Below are 17,989 nucleotides of genomic sequence, written 5' to 3' on the forward strand. Positions count from 1 at the left end.
CGTTCCGGTGCCAGCCGGGGCAGCAAGCGGTCGCTCGAAGGTCTTGCGGACCTTCCGACACTGCGCGTGCGATGCGCCCATGAACCCAACGGCCGGCAAGACATCCGCAACTGGAGAACAAATGGCTTCGACTTCTGCTGATACCTATAGCCCCTCGCGTGACGATTTCGCCGCGATGCTCGACGAGTCCTTCGCAGGTGGCAACCTGCAGGAAAGCTCCGTCGTCAAGGGCAAGGTGGTTGCAATTGAAAAGGACATGGCCGTCATCGACGTCGGCCTGAAGACCGAGGGCCGCGTCGCCCTGCGCGAATTTTCCGGCCCCGGCCGTGACAGCGAGATCAAGGTCGGCGACGAGGTGGAAGTGTTCCTCGATCGCATCGAGAACGCCCTCGGCGAAGCCGTGCTGTCGCGCGACAAGGCGCGCCGCGAAGAGAGCTGGGGCAAGCTCGAGAAGGCGTTCCAGAACAACGAGAAGGTCAACGGCGTCATCTTCAACCAGGTCAAGGGCGGCTTCACCGTCGACCTCGACGGTGCCGTGGCCTTCCTGCCGCGCTCGCAGGTCGACATCCGTCCGATCCGCGACGTTGCGCCGCTGATGAACAACTCGCAGCCGTTCCAGATCCTCAAGATGGACCGCCGCCGCGGCAACATCGTCGTCTCCCGCCGCACGGTGCTGGAAGAGACCCGCGCCGAGCAGCGCCAGGAGCTGGTGCAGAACCTCGAAGAGGGTCAGGTCATCGACGGCGTGGTCAAGAACATCACCGACTACGGTGCGTTCGTTGATCTCGGCGGCATCGACGGCCTGCTGCACGTCACCGACATCGCGTGGCGCCGCGTCAACCACCCGACCGAGGTGCTCTCGATCGGCCAGACCGTGAAGGTCAAGATCATCAAGATCAACCACGAGACGCACCGCATCTCGCTGGGCATGAAGCAGCTGCTGGACGATCCGTGGCAGGGCATCGAAGCCAAGTACCCGCTGGGTGCCCGCTTCACCGGCCGTGTCACCAACATCACCGACTACGGTGCGTTCGTCGAGCTCGAGCCGGGCATCGAAGGCCTGATCCACGTCTCCGAGATGTCGTGGACCAAGAAGAACATGCACCCCGGCAAGATCGTCTCGACCTCGCAGGAAGTCGAAGTGCAGGTGCTCGAAGTCGATTCCGTCAAGCGCCGCATCTCGCTTGGCCTCAAGCAGACCATGCGCAACCCCTGGGAGGTCTTCGTCGAAGGTCACCCGACCGGTTCGGTGGTCGAGGGCGAGGTCAAGAACAAGACCGAGTTCGGTCTGTTCCTGGGTCTCGAGGGCGACGTCGACGGCATGGTCCACCTCTCCGACCTCGACTGGAAGCTTCCGGGCGAGCAGGTGATCGACAACTACAAGAAGGGCGACATGGTGAAGGCCGTGGTGCTCGATGTGGACGTCGAGAAGGAGCGTATCTCGCTCGGCATCAAGCAGCTCGAAGGCGACCCCTTCGCCGAGCCGGGCGATGTCAAGAAGGGCGCGGTCGTGACCTGCGAAGTGCTCGAAGTGAAGGAGAGCGGTATCGAGGTGAAGATCGCCGGTACCGACTTCACCACCTTCATCAAGCGCTCGGAGCTCGCGCGTGACCGCAACGACCAGCGCGCCGAACGCTTTGCCGTCGGCGAGAAGGTCGATGCCCGCGTGATCCAGTTCGACAAGAAGGCCCGCAAGGTCCAGGTGTCGATCAAGGCGCTCGAAGTCGCCGAAGAGAAGGAAGCCATCGCGCAGTACGGCTCCTCCGATTCGGGTGCGACGCTCGGCGACATCCTCGGCACCGCGCTCAAGAACCGCGACAGCAAGTAAGCGAAACGTTCGTTTCGCTGACATCAAAGCCCCGGCGCGAGCCGGGGCTTTTTTGTTGCTCCATACTCAACTGTCGTCCCGGACAAGCGCGCTCAAAGCGCGCGTAGATCCGGGACCCATCACCACAGGGAGCGGTCTGGCGCGAGCTGGTAACTCCAAGTCTTCGCCAAACTCAATTCTGTGGGTATGGATCCCGGGTCAGCGCTCCGCGTCGCGGCGCTTGTCCGGGATGACGAGAAGCCTGTGACGGGGGCTCGGCCCGACCAGCACCAGCCTTGTTTTCTTCAAATTGCGCCGCAATTGATGTATCCAGATAAGCCGTTGGTCACGCCGTGACGGCACAACGCGCCTGGTCTTTCATTTGGAGATATTCCGATGTCGCTCGATTCGGACATCATCGTCGATCGTCGCAGGATCCGCCGCAAGCTGACGTTCTGGCGCGTCATGGCCGCGCTGATCGCGATCGCGGCGATTGCGGGCTTCGCGCTGATTGCGACGCCCGGCGCACGCGGCACGTTCGCAGCCGCCGGCTCGATTGCGCGGGTCCAGATCGACGGCCTGATCCGCAGCGATTCCGATCGCACGCAGGCGCTGGAGCGGCTGGAGAATTCGCAGGCTGCCGCCGTCATCGTTCACATCAACTCACCGGGCGGCACCACCGCAGGCTCCGAGCAGCTCTACGACTCGCTGGTCCGGCTCAAGGCGAAGAAGCCGCTCGTCGTCGTGGTCGAGGGTCTTGCCGCCTCCGGCGGCTACATCACGGCGATCGCGAGCGACCACATCATCGCGCAGCAGAGCTCGCTGGTCGGCTCGATCGGTGTGCTGTTCCAGTACCCCAATGTCACCGAACTCCTGAAGACCATCGGCGTCAAGGTCGAGGAGGTAAAATCCTCGCCGCTGAAGGCCGCGCCCAACGGTTTTGAGCCGACCAGTCCCGAGGCGCGGGCCGCGCTCGACGAGCTGGTGAAGGACTCCTACGCCTGGTTCAAGGGACTGGTGAAGGAGCGGCGTGGCATGGACGACACGCAGCTCGAGAAAGTGGCCGACGGCCGCGTCTTCACCGGACGCCAGGCGATCGATCTCAAGCTGATCGACCAGATCGGCGACGAGAAGACGGCGGTGACCTGGCTGGTCGAGCAGAAGGGCGTCAAGAAGGGGCTTTCGGTGCGCGACTACAAGCTTCAGTCGCGCTTCGGCGATCTGCCGTTCCTCAAGACGGCCGCTGCCGTGACGCTGGAAGCGCTGGGTTTAGGCTCGATTGCGCATCAAATCGGGCAAACCGGCGTCGCGCAGGCCGTTGACCGGTTCGGAATGGATGGAATGCTGGCCTTGTGGCAGCCGGCTGCGTCAAACTGACTGGGACAGGCGAGCGCTTAAGGGTTTTCTCGCCTGGCGAGTGTCGGGGCAGCCTGCTTTTTTGGCATTTGTCACGCATTTTCACGACGCTCAACCTTGATTTAGCGTCTTGACAGATCACGGTATTTTCACGGAAATGGTCATCCGCACGCTTCCGGGTCCTATCTCTCGATGATCAAATCCGAACTTGTTCAGCGTATCGCCGAGCACAACCCGCATCTGTACCAGCGGGATGTCGAGAACATTGTGAATGCGATTCTCGAAGAGATCGTAGCGGCTCTCGCACGCGGTGATCGCGTCGAGTTGCGCGGCTTCGGTGCCTTCTCGGTCAAGCATCGCCCTGCACGCGCCGGGCGTAATCCGCGCACCGGCGCCCATGTACCCGTCGATCAGAAGAGCGTTCCGTTCTTCAAGACCGGCAAGGAAATGCGCGAGCGGCTGAACCGCGACCATCCGGATCCCGGCGCGGCAGACTGAGGCCGGCGTCAGGGTTTCCCGCGGTCGCTCAAGATGCGGCCGGAAGCTTGATTCAAGGCGAGCGAAGCGAGATGCGAAAGTTCCTGACCGCGCTGATCGTGATTCCGCTGGGTCTGATCCTGGTGGTGTTCGCCGTCTCCAACCGGCATTTCGTCACGGTCTCCTTCGATCCCTTTGTCTCCGACGACCCGTCATTGTCGGTCACGCTGCCGCTGTTCCTGCTGCTGATCCTGGTGGCGGCGCTGGGCGTCCTGGCCGGCGGCTGTGCCGTCTGGCTCGGCCAGCGGCACTGGCGCCGCGCGGCCCGTCGGCATGAGGCGGATGCGCGCAGCGCCCGGACCGAACTGGCCGGCTTGCGGGCCCAGACGGCCGCGGCGAAGCCCGATTCCCAGCGCCTCCCCGCCCCCGTCGGGGTGGGCCTTTACGGGCCCGTCGGGCGAGACAAGCAGCGCGCGACGTTGTAGAAGCGGCCGCAACCGAAAACCCTGCTTTCCGGCCGCGGAGTTGCGGCCTTTACCTGCTTTGAGACCATGTCCCTGCTCGTCAAAATCTGCGGCCTGTCCACGCGCGAGACGCTCGAAACAGCGCTCGACGCGGGCGCCGACATGGTGGGGTTCGTGTTCTTTCCGCCGTCGCCCCGGCATCTGTCGCTGGAGCTTGGCCGCGATCTCGGCCGCCAGGTGAATCGGCGCGCGCTCAAGGTTGCGCTCACGGTCGATGCCGATGACGCCACGCTCGACAACATCATGGACGCGCTGTCGCCGGACATTTTCCAGCTCCATGGCAAGGAGACCGTCGCGCGGCTGCGCGACATCAAGCAGCGGTTCGGCCGCCCCGTGATGAAGGCGGTGCCGGTCGCAACCTCAGCCGATCTTGCCGTGCTGCCCGGCTACGCCGCGGTCGCCGACCGCATCCTGTTCGATGCGCGCGCGCCGAAAGACGCGACGCGGCCCGGCGGCCTGGGCGCGCCGTTCGACTGGCACCTGCTCGAAAACCTCGATCTGAACCTGCCCTACATGGTCTCGGGCGGGCTTCACGCCGACAACGTTGCGGAGGCCCTTCGCATCACCCGCGCCGGCGGCGTCGACGTGTCCTCCGGTGTCGAGAGCGCTCCCGGCGTCAAGGATCCCGAGATGATCAAGGCCTTCATCCGCGCCGCGCGCGCCACCCAAGATGCAAGTCAAGAGTTGAGCGTCCGATGAACATCGCCAAACCAAACTCCTACCGCAGCGGGCCCGACGAGCGCGGTCATTTCGGCATCTTCGGCGGACGCTTCGTCGCCGAAACGCTGATGCCGCTGATCCTCGATCTGGAGAAGGCCTACACCGCGGCCAAGGCCGATCCGGCCTTCCAGGCCGAGATGAACGGCTATCTCAAGAACTATGTCGGCCGGCCCTCGCCGCTCTATTTCGCCGAGCGTCTCACCGAGCATCTCGGCGGCGCCAAGATCTACCTCAAGCGCGAAGAGCTCAACCACACCGGCTCGCACAAGGTGAACAACGTGCTCGGCCAGATCATGCTGGCGCGGCGCATGGGCAAGAAGCGCATCATTGCCGAGACCGGCGCCGGCCAGCACGGCGTCGCCACCGCGACGCTGTGCGCGCGCTTCGGCCTCGAATGCGTGGTCTATATGGGCGCCGTCGACGTCGAGCGGCAGCAGCCCAACGTGATCCGCATGGAGATGCTGGGCGCAAAGGTGGTCCCGGTACAGTCGGGCACGCGCACGCTGAAGGACGCCATGAACGAGGCGCTGCGCGACTGGGTCACCAACGTGCACAACACGTTCTACTGCATCGGCACGGTGGCGGGCCCGCATCCCTATCCGACGCTGGTGCGCGACTTCCAGTCGATCATCGGCAACGAGACCAAGGCGCAGATGCAGGAGGTCGAGGGCCGCCTGCCGGATTCGCTGGTCGCCTGCATCGGCGGCGGCTCGAATGCGATGGGCCTGTTCCACCCCTTCCTCGACGATCCCTCCGTCGAAATTTTCGGCGTCGAAGCTGCAGGCCACGGGCTCACGCAGCTGCATGCGGCCTCGATCGCGGGCGGCCGTCCCGGCGTGCTGCACGGCAACCGCACTTATCTCCTGATGGACGCGGACGGCCAGATCCAGGACGCTCATTCGATCTCGGCCGGCCTCGACTATCCCGGCATCGGCCCCGAGCATTCCTGGCTGCACGAGATCGGCCGCGTGAATTATCTCTCCGCGACCGACGACGAGGCGCTCGCTGCGTTCCAGCTGCTGTCAAAGCTGGAAGGCATCATCCCGGCGCTCGAGCCCGCGCATGCCATCGCCAAGGTGATGGAGCTCGCGCCGAAGCGCGCAAAAGATCACCTGATGGTCGTCAATCTCTCCGGCCGCGGCGACAAGGACGTCCCGCAGGTCGGCGACATCCTGAGGGGCAAGAGCAAGTGACCACGCGTATCGACATCCGTTTTGCCGAGCTTGCGAAGCAGGGCCGCTCGGCCTTCGTGACCTTCCTGATGGCCGGCGATCCGGATCCCGCCACCTCGCTCGAGATCATCAAGGCGCTGCCGAAGTCCGGCGCCGACGTGATCGAGATCGGCATGCCCTTCACCGATCCGATGGCCGACGGTCCGTCGATCCAGGCGGCGGGCCTGCGCGCGCTCAAGGCCGGCATGACGCTGAAGAAGACGCTCGAGCTCGTGCGCGGCTTCCGCAAGGACGACAATGCGACGCCGATCGTGCTGATGGGCTATTACAACCCGATCTACATCTACGGCGTCGACAAGTTCCTTGTCGATGCCAAGAGCGCCGGCGTCGACGGCCTCATCATCGTCGATCTGCCGCCGGAGGAGGACGACGAGCTCTGCCTGCCCGCGATGAAGGCCGGCCTGAACTTCATTCGCCTGGCGACGCCGACGACCGACGACAAGCGCCTGCCGGCCGTGCTCGCCAACACCTCGGGCTTCGTCTACTACGTCTCGATCACCGGCATCACCGGTGCTGCGGCGGCGGATTCCTCGGCGGTGAGCGAAGCGGTTGCCCGCATCAAGCGTCACACCAAGCTGCCGGTCTGCGTCGGCTTCGGCATCCGCACGCCGGAGACCGCGCGCGCCATCGCCTCGCATGCGAATGGCGCGGTGGTCGGCACCGCGCTGGTCGATGCGCTCAAGAACAGCCTCGATGCAGACGGCCGGGCCACCGCCAAAACCGTTAACGCCGTCGCCGAACTGACGGCATCCCTGGCCCAAGGCGTCAAAGGCGCACAACAGGCGGCGGAATAGGCCATAATTCCGCTTTTGGGGCGGACGACACGGCGGCTTGCCGGGGCAGGGTCCGGCAGCCATATATCCCTTCAGGCGATCTCCGGAGCGGGATCGCACATCGGAGCAAACCATGAACTGGCTTACCAATGTGGTCCGGCCGAAGATCCGCAACATGCTGCGGCGGGAGACGCCGGAGAATTTGTGGATCAAGTGTCCGGATTCCGGGCAGCTCGTGTTCTACAAGGATGTCGAGGCCAACCAGTTCGTCATTCCCGGCTCGAACTACCACATGCGCATGGGCGCGGTGGCGCGTCTGAAGTCGATCTTCGACAACGAGACCTGGTACGACGTCGCGCTGCCGGATGTCACGCCGGATCCGCTCAAGTTCCGCGACGAGAAGAAATACGTCGACCGCATCAAGGATGCCCGCGCGCGAACTAACCTCAACGACGCGATCAAGGTCGGCTATGGCAAGCTCGAAGGCGCCGCCGTCGTCATCGCCGTGCAGGATTTCGACTTCATGGGCGGCTCGCTCGGCATGGCCGCGGGCGAGGCCATCGTGCGTGGGCTCGAACTCGCGGTCGAGAAGAAGTCGCCGTTCATCGTGTTCGCCGCATCAGGCGGCGCGCGCATGCAGGAAGGCATCCTGTCGCTGATGCAGATGCCGCGCACGACCGTCGCGGTTCAGATGCTGCGCGAGGCAAAACAGCCCTATATCGTCGTGCTGACCAACCCGACCACCGGCGGCGTCACCGCCTCCTACGCGATGCTGGGCGACGTGCAGATCGCCGAGCCCGGCGCGCTGATCGGCTTTGCCGGCGCGCGCGTGATCGAGCAGACCATCCGCGAGAAGCTCCCGGAAGGCTTCCAGCGCGCCGAGTACCTGAAAGAGCACGGCATGGTCGACATGGTCGTGCATCGTCACGATTTGCGCCCGACCCTGGCACGGCTCTGTCGCCTGTTGACCAAGGCACCGGCGCTGGAGACCGCGTCGAAATCGGTGCAGCCTGTCGTCAGCCCGGCGCAGATCGTATCGGCTTCCGAGACGGCGCCGGCCGCGCCGCACGCGTGAACGCGTCTCCTGACAGCGCAAAGCCGCCGCTCGACGAATTGATCGGGCGGCTGTCGGCCCTGCATCAGAAGCGCATCGATCTTGGGCTGGAGCGGATGCATCGTCTGCTCGATCGGCTCGGCCACCCCGAACGCAAGCTGCCCCCGGTGATCCACATCGCCGGCACCAATGGCAAGGGCTCGACGCTCGCTTATCTGCGCGCGACGCTGGAAGCGGCAGACCTGCGCGTCCACGCCTACACCTCGCCGTATCTGGTCCGCATCAACGAATGTTTCCGGCTTGGTCGCCTCGGTGGCGGCGTGCTGGTCGGCGACGACGAACTGCGCGCCGCGCTGGAAGAAGTCGAGCGCGTCAATGCCGGCGAGCCTGCCACCGTGTTCGAGCTGAAGACGGCTGCCGCGTTTCATCTGTTCGCGCAGAATCCGGCCGATGCGGTGCTGCTCGAGGTCGGCCTTGGCGGCCGGCTCGATTCGACCAATGTGGTCGATACGCCGGCGGCCACCGTGATCACGCCTGTGAGCATGGACCACACGGACTTCCTCGGCGATACGCTGACCTCCATCGCCGGCGAGAAGGCCGCGATCATCAAGCGCGGCGTGCCCGTGGTTTGCGCCGAGCAGTCGGGCGAGGCGATGGCCGTGATCGAGGCGCAGGCCAAGCGCATGCGCGCGCCGCTGTTTGCCGCGAACGAGAGCTGGCACGTCAATGTCGAGCATGGGCGCCTGGTTTATTCCGACGATCGCGGCCTGATGGATCTCGCCGCGCCGCGCCTGTTCGGCCGCCACCAGTTCGACAATGCCGGGCTTGCGATCGCGACTTTGCGCGCGATTTCGACATTCAAGGTCAACCAGGCGGCGTTCGAAGCCGGCATCGTCGGTGCCGAATGGCCGGCGCGGATGCAGCGCATCACCTCGGGCGAGCTGCTCTCCTGGGGACCGCAGGGCTCGGAGATCTGGCTCGACGGCGGGCACAATGCGGAAGGTGGGCGCGTTGCGGCGGCCGCGCTCGGCGATCTCGAGGAACGGGTGTCGCGGCCGCTGGTCGTGATCGCGGGCATGATGGCCAACAAGGATGCGCAGGCCTTCCTCGCCAATTTCGCCGGCCTCACCCGTCACATCATCGCGGTGCCGATTCCCGACACCGAGAATGCGATGCCGGCCGACCGCCTCGCGGACGCCGCGCGCAGCCTCGGCATGCGGGTCGAGCCCGCGCCGGGCATCGAGGCCGCGCTGCGCGCGCTGTCGAAGCTCGCCTACGAGGTGCCGCCGCGCATCCTGATCACCGGCTCGCTCTATCTCGCCGGCCACGTGCTCGGCATCAACGGCACGCCTCCTGCATGAGCTGTCTTGTCCCGGACAAGGCGCATCGCGCAAGCGATGCGCCGCAGAGCCGGGACCCAGAATGCCGCAACATGGGCCCCGGCTCTGCAGCGCACCGCTGAAGAAGCGCTGCGCTGCGTCCGGGGCAAGAGAGAATGCCAATGCGTTTTGCCGCGATTGCCGACATTCACGGAAACCATCTCGCGCTGGAGGCGGTGCTTGCCGACATCCGCGCCCAGGGCATCGCCGACCTCGTCAATCTCGGCGACATGCTGAGCGGTCCGCTCGACGCGCGCCGGACCATCGAGATCCTGATGAATCTCGACGCCGTGCATGTGCTCGGCAATCACGACCGCTACCTGCTCGACCGTCCGCCGGAGAAGATGGGCTCGTGGGATCGTCCCGCCCATGCGGCGCTGAATGCCGTGCAACTCGATTGGCTGCGGGCGCAGCCGATGACGCGCGTGTTTCGCGACCGGGTCTTCCTCTGCCATGCGACGCCCGAGAACGACGAGGTCTATTGGCTCGATACCGTGCATCCCGACGGCACGGTGGCGCTATCGCCGCTCGACCGCATCGAGCAGTTCGCGCAAGGCATCACGCAGTCCCTGATCCTCTGCGCCCACACCCATCTCGCCCGCACGGTGCGGCTTCGTGACGGCCGGCTGATCGTCAATCCCGGCAGCGTCGGTAGCCCGGGCTATCGCGACAAGCATCCGTTCCCGCATGTCGTCGAGGCCGGCACGCCGCACGCGCGCTACGCGATCCTCGAACTCGTCGATGCTGCTTGGCAAGTGACCTTCCGCCATGTCGTCTATGATCACGAGGCGATGGCCGCGCTCGCACGCCGCAACAATCAGCCGGAGCTCGCGAACGCGCTCGCGACGGGATGGATCAAGTAGCGCCGCTTCGCTCCATCCGGGCGGCGGGTTTGACTCCTTGATAAGGGCGCTTGTTATAAGCGTACATATCAAAGTGGGAGCGCGCCATGGACGACGGCCATGTCTGGCGAAACGAATATACCATCGAGACGTCTGCAACCGCAGAGACGATCTGGGGCATCTTTCGCGATGTCCCCGGCTGGAAAAACTGGAATGCGGGTATCGAGCAGATCGACATCGACGGGCCATTCGCGGCCGGCACTTGGTTCACGATGAAGCCCCCCGGCGAGGAGACGCTACGCTCGCAACTGATCGAGGTTCGCGAGAACGTGTGCTTCATCGATGAAACGCGAGTCGGCGATCTCGTCATCACAGTCGCCCATCGCATCGAACCGCTTGGCGATTCTCCTGGACCGGCGCGCACGCGCATCGTTTACGCCGCGGACGCGCGAGGGCCGCAAGCGTCCGAGATCGGTCCGGCTGTCGCGTCGGACTTTCCCGATGTTCTCGCCAGTCTCGCCAAACTCGCCGAAACGAGATCGGCATGATTGCCGCCGACAAAAAACAAAACGGCCGGCGTGTTGCCGGCCGTTGCAGAATTCTCAGTTACTCGCGAGGCGGATCACACCGCCGACGTGATCCACTGCTGCAGCTTTGCCTTCGGCGCCGCGCCGACCTGGCGGGAGGCCATCTCGCCGCCCTTGAAGATCATCAGGGTCGGGATCGACATCACGCCGTACTTCGACGCGGTCTTCGGGCTCTCGTCGACATTGAGCTTCACGATCTTGACCTTGTCGCCCATCGCGCCGGCGATCTCGTCGAGGGCGGGCGCGATCATGCGGCAGGGACCGCACCATTCGGCCCAGAAATCGACGACCACAGGGCCGTTCGCCTTGAGCACTTCGGCTTCGAAATCAGTGTCAGAAACCTTGCCAACGGCCATGGGAGTACCTCACTCGGTTGAAAGAATCGGCGCGGATGGGAATCGCGCCCGGGATCATGGCGTCAACCTATGAACGGCCCCTTGCCGGGTCAAGGACGCTCACACCGAGATGAAGGGATGCCAGCGCCGCGTCCAGCGCGGGGGCCGAAATCTCCATATATTCAAGGGCCTCGGTCCAGAGCAGGACGGCCCTGACCGGCTTTTGGGGATAAAGCCGCGCCAGCACCGCCCGGTACAGCGCAAGCTGCCGGACATAGACGGCGGGCGCCTCAGTCGCGCTTTTGGGCGCCGCCTGGTTGGTCTTGAAATCGACGATCAGGACCTCATCCGGACGAACGACCAGCCGGTCGATCTGCCCCGACACCAGCGCAGGCTGGAGGCCTGGCCGCTCCAGCCGGCCGACGATGGCGACCTCCGCCCGGCTGCCGGCGGCAAACACCGGTGCAAAGCGCGGCTCGGCGATCAGCGCGAGCACCTTGTCGGCCAGCGCGGTGCGGTCGGCCTCCGCCCAGTCGGAGGCATTGCGCGCCATGAAGCCGCGCGCGGCCTCGCGCCGCCGCTCGGCGGCGATGTCGGGCAGCGACTGGAGCAGCCGGTGCACCAGCGTGCCGCGTTGCAGCGCGAGCGCGCGCGACTGCACCGATTCGCCTGACCGGACCGCGCGGCCTCCCTCCGCAGACTGGCCCGAGGGGCGCACGGAATCGTCGTCCTGCATCTCGCGCGGTGCCGGCGTCCGCAGCCAGTCCGGCAACGCGATCGTCTGATCCACGAATGTCGCGGGCGTGCCGAGGGCAACGACGTCCTCCGGCCGGGCGAATCGCGTCACCTTGCCAAGCGGCGTTTCCAGCGTCTGCTTCTCCAGGCCCGAGCCGGTAAGCCCGGTGTCGACCAGGTCGTACCAGCTCAGCTTGCGGACCGTCCTCATATTGCCGGGCATGCAGCCGCCGACGATCAGCCGGTCGGCCGCGCGCGTCATCGCGACATAGAGCAGGCGGCGATATTCGTCCTCGGTCTCCTCGAGCATGGCCTTGCGGGCCTCGGCGACGGGCTTGGGATCGTCGGCCTTGCGGCCCGCCCACACCACCACCTCGCCGCCGTTGCCGCGCGGCACCTGGATCAGACGGACCCGCTGCGAGTCCGCGGGCGACGACGTGGTGTCGACCATGAACACGACGGACGCTTCAAGGCCCTTGGCGCCGTGCACGGTCATCACCCGCACCTCGTCGCGGGAGATTTCCATGTCGCGCTTCACCTCGGTGTCGGCCGAGCGCAGCCAGGCCATGAAGCCTTGCAGCGACGCCGGCGCCTTGCGCTCGTAGTTCAGCGCCAGCTCCAGGAATTCGTCGAGCGCGTCATTGGCCTCGTGGCCGAGCCGGCGCAGGATGCGCGCGCGTCCGCCGTCGCCGCCAAGCAGCCAGGCGTAGAAGGCGAACGGTGTCTCCTCGCGCGCGCGAGTTTCGCAGGCCTCGAGCCGCCGCAGCACCGCGGCGAATTTCTCGCTTCCGGCCGCCTGCTCGCCGAGCGCCCGGCGCAGCGAGCCCTTGCGGCCCCAGGCAAGCGCAAACAAATCGTCATCGTCGAGCCCGAACAGCGGGCTCTTCAGCGCGACCGCAAGCGCGAGATCGTCCTGCGGCAGCAGCAGCGCGTCCGCAAGGTTCATCAGGTCGATGATGCCGATGTGCTCGGTGAGCTTCAGCCGGTCGGCGCCGGCGACCGGCACGCCAGCGTGCTTCAGCGCCTGGATCACGGCATCGAACGCGTTGCCGCGTCGGCGGACCAGGATCAGCATGTCGCCGTAGCGCAGCGGCCGCCGCTCGCCTTCATGTCCGGTGAGCGTGCCGCTTTCGACCAGCCGCTTGATCTCGGCCTGGATGCGGCGGGCGAGCTTGACCTCGGGGCTGGTGACGGCAACGCCGTCGAACGGCGCGCGCCAGCCCTCGATGTCCTGCCTGTCGTCGGCTTCAGCCAGGTCCCACAGCTCGATCACGCTTGGCCCTGCATCGGCGAGCGCATTGTGCAGGGGATGGCCGATCTCGACCGAATGGATGCTCTTGTAGATCGCGGGGTCGCGGAAGACGTGGTCGACCGAGTGCAGGATCGCGGCGCCCGAGCGGAACGAATAGGTGAAGGCGACCGGATCGAATTTCAGCCCGGCGGCGGTGAACTTGCGGTGCAGCTCGCGCCGGCGCGCGTCGAATTCCCGGGGCTGCGCGCCCTGGAACGAGAAGATCGACTGCTTCTCGTCTCCGACGGCGAAGATGGTGCGGTTCAGCCCCTCGCGCGCGCCTTCGCCCGCGGTGAACTCGGAGATGATGTGCGCGACGATGTCCCACTGCCGCGGACTGGTGTCCTGCGCCTCGTCGATCAGGACGTGGTCGACGCCGCGGTCGAGCTTGTAATGCACCCAGCCCGAGGAGACGCGGTTGAGCATCGCCAGCGTTTTGTCGATCAAATCGTCATAGTCGAGCAGGCCGCGCTCCTGCTTCTCGCGCCGGTAGTTCGCGGCAGCAGCGGTCGCGATATGCAAGAGAGCCGCCGTGCGGTCACGCATGGTTACCGCGCGGCGCTTCTCGATCAGTCCAGCGAGGCGCTGGGCCTCGTTCTCGAACAGGCGGGCGACGGAGGGATTGTGATCGCAAAATTTCTTGGTCAGCACCGCCTTGCGCGGCAGCTTCTCGTCGGTGAGGAAGACGCCGAGATAGGCGTCGACCTGCGCGCCGCCCGAAAACGCTTTTGCCTCGCGGAGCCGGCTGGCCTGGTCGTTGTCGGATTTGCTGCCATCTTCCAGCGCAAACGCGATGTCGTCCCAGCGCGATCGCGGCAGGAATGGACCGTCGAGAATCTCCGTCTCGACGTCCTCGATGCGGTCGGCGGCGTCAACGCCCAGCACCGCCGCCATCTGCGCGGCGGCAGCTTCTGCGTTGCCGGCCTCGTCGGTCCAGGCCATGAAATGATCGCGGCTCAGACAGGCCTCGCGCACGACCTCCTTGAAGGTGACGTCGGCGGCGCTGGCCATCGCGGTCAGCAGCGCGCGGCCTGTGACCGTTTCCGGGTCGCGCGCGGCCTCCAGCAGCACCTTCAGATTGGCGCGCTCCATCATGTCGGTCTGGTCGCGCTCGTCGATGACGGAGAAGCGCGCCGGCACGTTGGCTTCGAACGGAAACTGCTGGAGCAGGCGGGTACACAGCGCGTGGATGGTCTGCACCTTCAATCCACCGGGGGTCTCCAGCGCACAGGCGAATAGCTTTCGCGCTTCGCGTCGCAGCTTTGCGCTGGGATGCGGGATGCCGACGGCACGGATCGCGGCATCGAGCGCGATGTCGTCCAGCGTCACCCAATGGCCGAGCGTGGTGAACACGCGCTCGGCCATGTTGGCGGCGGCGGCCTTGGTGAAGGTGATGCAGAGGATCTTTTCCGGCGGCACGCCCGACAGCAGCAGACGGATCACGCGCTGCACCAGCACGTGCGTCTTGCCCGAGCCCGCATTGGCCGACACGAAGGCCGATGCGGTCGGATCGGATGCACGCGCCTGCCTGGCGCGCACCTCATCGGGGATTGGGCGTGGCGCCTTCACCATTCCTCGATCCCCAATCCGCCGGCTGCCGACCACTCCTTGATGCGGGCGAGGTCGTCATAGGTGCCGTAGCGGTTGGACCACATCGGCAGGTTCAGCGAGGTGTAGGCCTGGTTCTCGTCCTCGAAGGCGCGGATCAGCGCTTCCAGCTTGGCCCGGGCCTCAGCGGCAGCAATATCCGGCGGCTGCGGTTCGTCGCCTTGCTTGTACTTGAGCTCGAGGATGCGCTCCTCGCCCGGCGGATTGTTGCCGCTGAGGCGGACATAGACGAGCTGGCTCACGGATGAGCCGGCGTCGATGTCGGGAAAGCCGCCTTCGCGCAGGATCGCCGCCTCCAGCGTGAGCTGCGGCGACAGGCCCATGCGGACCTGCTTGCCGGTCGGCGGCTGGCCGGTCTTGTAGTCGAGGATGGCGTAGCCGCCGCCCTGGCGGCGCTCGATGCGGTCGGCGCGCGCGGAGAGGCGGAAGCTGCGTTCATTGTCGAGCGTGATCGAGATCTCGCCGCGAGTCTCCGCGGTGATCGCCTCGACCACGTCGCGCCGTGCCGTCTCCCACTCGCTGAACCAGCGCGCGATGCGCTGGAAGCGCGGCCACCACAGCGCGCGCGCCTCGGGGCGCTCCATCAGCGGCGCGAAATGCTTTTCGCCGATCGCGCGCAGCACGCGGGCGGGATCGTCGGGCAGGCGCGTCGCATAGCGTTCCGTGAATTCGCCGATCGCATCGTGGATCGCCGAGCCGCGGTCGGCGGCCGACAGCGGCATGTCGACGGGATCGAGTGCATCCAGCCGCAAGATGTGCTTGGCGTAGATCGTGTAGGGATCGCGCAGCCAGTCCTCGATCGCGGTGACCGACATCTTCAGCGGCCGTGTCGCGCGCGGCGGTCGCGGTTCGGGTTGCTTGATCGGCCTGACCTCGTCGGGCTGGTCCAGCCGATCTGCGAACCGCACGTATTTCTCGCCGGCGCGGATGGCCGCCTTCCAGCGATCGTCGCCCGCAACCGCCTCCAACCGATGCAGGAAGCGCGAAGCCACCGCTGGCGCGCCGCCGGCCTTGGCGGAATGGGTGAGGATCACCTCATCTCCGCCGAGCAGCTGCGCGAAATCGTGGGCGGAGAGGCCGATGCGGCGCTCCGGCAGATCGAGGCCGAGCTCGTGCCGCATCGGGCGGCTCAGCCAGGGATCGATGCGCGGCGCCGGCGGCCAGACGCCCTCGATCAGGCCGCCGACGATGATGCGGTCCGCCTGCATCAGGCGCGATTCCAACGGGCCGTAGATCTGGAGCCGCGCGCCCGGCTTGTCACGCCGCCGTACCGCGCGATCGCCGAACGCGGTCTGGAAGACATCAGGGTAATCAGGCAGCGGCACGATCAATCCGCTGGTCGTGCCGCCGCGCAGGAGATCGTCGAAGGCGCCGGCGAGCGCGAGGCCCTCGCGCTCCTCGAAGGCCAGCGGGATGCCCTGCTCGTCGCGCGACAGCTCGATCATGATCTCGCGATGCCGGTGCGCGAGCTCGGCGAAGTCATATGGTTTTGACGGCGCCAGACTCTCGATCGGCGCCAAGGCTTGTCGCAAAGCATCGATTAGGGCCTGGACGCGATCGAGATCCTCCGCCTTGAGGCGTGCGCGCGGCTCGGCCTTGTGGAGCGCGGAGACCTCGCTGCGCCACAGCTTGGCCAGTTCCTCGCGAAAGCGGTTGAATTCACGCAGCAGGCCGGCCGTGCCCGCGGGCGGGCGCGTGCCGCGCAAGACGGCGAGCTCCAGGCCTTCGATTGCCGCCTTCCATGTATCCGGCGCGCGGCCGAGGCGGCACAGTGGATGCTTCAGCATCGCCAGCAGCGTCGGCGGCTCCAATCCCTTGGTCGCCGCTTCGGCCGCAAGGCGCGCAAAAACGCCGGCGGACGTCTCCATCAGCACGTCGCCGCCGGAATCGTCGAAGGCGAGGTCCCATCGGGTGAGTGCAGCCATCACACGGCGCGCCAGAGCGCGGTCCGGGGTGACCAGCGCTGCTGACTTGTCGAGGTGCCGCGCCTCGCGCATCGCGATCGCAATCGCCAGCGCTTCCATTTCAGGATTGGGGGCTTCGACGACTGCGAGGTTTGTCATGCCGCCGGCGATCTTTGCCGCAACATCCGGCTGCTTCAGCCGGTCGTGCCAGACTTCCGTCTTGGCGGAGGGCCGCATCGATTCGGATGCGAGCAGGTCGCGGCCACCTTCCGCCGGCGCTTGAAGCAGCTCGACGTCGCCGCGCTTGATGCCGAAGCGCTCCAGCAGCGCGTGCATGGCATATTGCGGATGGTTCGATGCGGGATGCTCCGCGAACTTGCCGAGCGCATCGCGCACGCCGCCGATGGTCCGCCAGGCATCCTCGTCAAGATCAGTGTCGAGGCCCGGCAGCACCACCGCGCCATGCGGCAGCGAGGCGACCGCATGCAGGAATTTTGCGGTGGCCGGCATCGAGCCGGTCGAGCCGGCCGCGATCACGGGCCCATGCGGATGCGCGGTCAGGCGCTTCGCTTCCGCCGCGATCAGGAGGTCGCGCCGCGCCGCGGGCTCGATCCTGTTGATCTCGGCGAGATGGCCGGGCCAGGCGATGCGGGCGATGCGCAGGAATTCGAGCGAGTGCTGCCAGTAGCGATCGAGCTGGTCCGGCACCAGACCATCGAGCGCGCTCCAGTCGACCCCGCGCGTCACCATGTCGTCGATCAGGCGCGCGAGATCGCCGGCGAGAGCCAGCGTCGAGGCGGGGCCGCCGACCACCAGCGGCGACAGCACCGGCCCCTTGGCCCAGGCCGCGACGAGCTGCGCCAGCGTCAGCCGTCGCTCGAGCTCGCCAAGGCGCGGCGGGATGTCGAGCGGCGTTGCGCCGGAAAACTGCTCGCCTTCATCGGCGAAGGCGAGCTCGTCCTCGTCGATGTCGCCGAGCGCGACGATGCGCGGCAGCACGACCGCGTCAGCCTTCATCTCGTCGAGGAAGATCTCCCGCACGATACGCATGGCGCGCCGGGTCGGCAGGTACAGCGTGGTGTCCGCAAGCCGCGCCGGCTCCCTGCGCGCCTCGAATCCCGCGACCAGCCGGCCGTCGAGCAGGGCCGTGACGACCGTGCGCAGGAACGGAACTGAGATGGGAACACTGAAAACGCGCATCGGCTGCCTGATTCGGGATCAGGCGCCAATATAGGGAGGCGGACACAAATGGTCATTGGCTGTGGCGGGGTCTTCCCCGCTCTCCCACTGTCATTCCGGGGCGATGCGAAGCATCGAACCCGGAATCTCGAGATTCCGGGTTCGCGCTTGCGCGCGCCCCGGAAT

At 66.2% G+C, this 17,989-nt stretch carries 14 protein-coding genes; 11 read left to right on the top strand and 3 right to left on the bottom strand.

Annotated elements, in window-relative coordinates; all coding sequences use genetic code 11:
* Positions 1–121 precede the first annotated feature (121 nt).
* From rpsA to BJA_RS03800, 11 genes are all read left to right on the top strand, one after another.
* Positions 122–1,828: a 30S ribosomal protein S1 gene (rpsA, locus tag BJA_RS03750; RefSeq protein ID WP_027546860.1), complete on the top strand. Its 1,707-nt coding sequence runs from the start codon at positions 122–124 to the stop codon at positions 1,826–1,828.
* A gap of 375 nt (positions 1,829–2,203) precedes the next feature.
* Positions 2,204–3,184 carry a signal peptide peptidase SppA gene (sppA, locus tag BJA_RS03755; protein ID WP_011083566.1) on the top strand — a complete coding sequence of 327 codons (981 nt, stop codon included), beginning with the start codon at positions 2,204–2,206 and terminating at the stop codon, positions 3,182–3,184.
* A 171-nt stretch (positions 3,185–3,355) separates the two neighbouring features.
* A complete protein-coding gene (locus BJA_RS03760) occupies positions 3,356–3,661 on the top strand; it encodes an integration host factor subunit beta (protein WP_008539997.1) in 306 nt (101 codons plus the stop codon).
* A gap of 71 nt (positions 3,662–3,732) precedes the next feature.
* Positions 3,733–4,125, top strand: a complete 393-nt coding sequence (locus BJA_RS03765; protein ID WP_011083567.1) for a lipopolysaccharide assembly protein LapA domain-containing protein — start codon at positions 3,733–3,735, stop codon at positions 4,123–4,125.
* 66 nt (positions 4,126–4,191) lie between these two features.
* A complete protein-coding gene (locus BJA_RS03770; RefSeq protein ID WP_011083568.1) occupies positions 4,192–4,863 on the top strand; it encodes a phosphoribosylanthranilate isomerase in 672 nt (223 codons plus the stop codon).
* Positions 4,860–6,077 (top strand): tryptophan synthase subunit beta, encoded by a 1,218-nt coding sequence (trpB, locus tag BJA_RS03775; protein ID WP_011083569.1) that lies wholly within the window; start codon positions 4,860–4,862, stop codon positions 6,075–6,077. The genes BJA_RS03770 and trpB overlap by 4 nt, the downstream gene beginning before the upstream one ends.
* Positions 6,074–6,910 carry a tryptophan synthase subunit alpha gene (trpA, locus tag BJA_RS03780; RefSeq protein ID WP_011083570.1) on the top strand — a complete coding sequence of 279 codons (837 nt, stop codon included), beginning with the start codon at positions 6,074–6,076 and terminating at the stop codon, positions 6,908–6,910. The genes trpB and trpA overlap by 4 nt, the downstream gene beginning before the upstream one ends.
* 112 nt (positions 6,911–7,022) lie before the next feature.
* Entirely contained in the window at positions 7,023–7,964 is a 942-nt protein-coding gene (gene accD / locus BJA_RS03785) for an acetyl-CoA carboxylase, carboxyltransferase subunit beta (protein ID WP_011083571.1), read from the top strand.
* On the top strand, positions 7,961–9,304 hold the full coding sequence (locus BJA_RS03790) for a bifunctional folylpolyglutamate synthase/dihydrofolate synthase (RefSeq protein ID WP_011083572.1): 1,344 nt from the start codon (positions 7,961–7,963) through the stop codon (positions 9,302–9,304). Before accD ends, BJA_RS03790 begins: the two co-directional genes overlap by 4 nt.
* 140 nt (positions 9,305–9,444) lie before the next feature.
* Positions 9,445–10,185, top strand: a complete 741-nt coding sequence (locus tag BJA_RS03795) for a metallophosphoesterase family protein (protein WP_038965152.1) — start codon at positions 9,445–9,447, stop codon at positions 10,183–10,185.
* 86 nt (positions 10,186–10,271) lie between these two features.
* Positions 10,272–10,712 carry an SRPBCC family protein gene (locus BJA_RS03800; protein ID WP_011083574.1) on the top strand — a complete coding sequence of 147 codons (441 nt, stop codon included), beginning with the start codon at positions 10,272–10,274 and terminating at the stop codon, positions 10,710–10,712.
* A 74-nt stretch (positions 10,713–10,786) separates the two neighbouring features.
* Here BJA_RS03800 and trxA read toward each other — a convergent pair whose 3' ends face one another.
* From trxA to addB, 3 genes are all read right to left on the bottom strand, one after another.
* Complete coding sequence (gene trxA / locus BJA_RS03805) at positions 10,787–11,107, bottom strand: thioredoxin (RefSeq protein WP_007598398.1); 321 nt, start codon at positions 11,105–11,107, stop codon at positions 10,787–10,789.
* A gap of 67 nt (positions 11,108–11,174) precedes the next feature.
* Complete coding sequence (addA, locus tag BJA_RS03810) at positions 11,175–14,684, bottom strand: double-strand break repair helicase AddA (protein ID WP_063921368.1); 3,510 nt, start codon at positions 14,682–14,684, stop codon at positions 11,175–11,177.
* Positions 14,678–17,824, bottom strand: coding sequence for a double-strand break repair protein AddB (addB, locus tag BJA_RS03815; protein ID WP_011083576.1), 3,147 nt, complete (start codon positions 17,822–17,824; stop codon positions 14,678–14,680). The genes addA and addB overlap by 7 nt, the downstream gene beginning before the upstream one ends.
* Positions 17,825–17,989: the final 165 nt, after the last annotated feature.

It is taken from the genome of Bradyrhizobium diazoefficiens USDA 110, assembly GCF_000011365.1.
Classification (GTDB): domain Bacteria; phylum Pseudomonadota; class Alphaproteobacteria; order Rhizobiales; family Xanthobacteraceae; genus Bradyrhizobium; species Bradyrhizobium diazoefficiens.

Bases quoted from the DNA above. Each gene is read 5' to 3' on its own strand.
- BJA_RS03795 (WP_038965152.1), top strand. From the start codon at position 9,445: ATGCGTTTTGCCGCGATTGCCGACATTCACGGAAACCATCTCGCGCTG.
- trpB (WP_011083569.1), top strand. From the start codon at position 4,860: ATGAACATCGCCAAACCAAACTCCTACCGCAGCGGGCCCGACGAGCGC.
- accD (WP_011083571.1), top strand. From the start codon at position 7,023: ATGAACTGGCTTACCAATGTGGTCCGGCCGAAGATCCGCAACATGCTG.
- rpsA (WP_027546860.1), top strand. From the start codon at position 122: ATGGCTTCGACTTCTGCTGATACCTATAGCCCCTCGCGTGACGATTTC.
- BJA_RS03765 (WP_011083567.1), top strand. From the start codon at position 3,733: ATGCGAAAGTTCCTGACCGCGCTGATCGTGATTCCGCTGGGTCTGATC.
- BJA_RS03770 (WP_011083568.1), top strand. From the start codon at position 4,192: ATGTCCCTGCTCGTCAAAATCTGCGGCCTGTCCACGCGCGAGACGCTC.
- BJA_RS03760 (WP_008539997.1), top strand. From the start codon at position 3,356: ATGATCAAATCCGAACTTGTTCAGCGTATCGCCGAGCACAACCCGCAT.
- BJA_RS03800 (WP_011083574.1), top strand. From the start codon at position 10,272: ATGGACGACGGCCATGTCTGGCGAAACGAATATACCATCGAGACGTCT.
- sppA (WP_011083566.1), top strand. From the start codon at position 2,204: ATGTCGCTCGATTCGGACATCATCGTCGATCGTCGCAGGATCCGCCGC.
- addA (WP_063921368.1), bottom strand. From the start codon at position 14,684: ATGGTGAAGGCGCCACGCCCAATCCCCGATGAGGTGCGCGCCAGGCAG.
- addB (WP_011083576.1), bottom strand. From the start codon at position 17,824: ATGCGCGTTTTCAGTGTTCCCATCTCAGTTCCGTTCCTGCGCACGGTC.
- trxA (WP_007598398.1), bottom strand. From the start codon at position 11,107: ATGGCCGTTGGCAAGGTTTCTGACACTGATTTCGAAGCCGAAGTGCTC.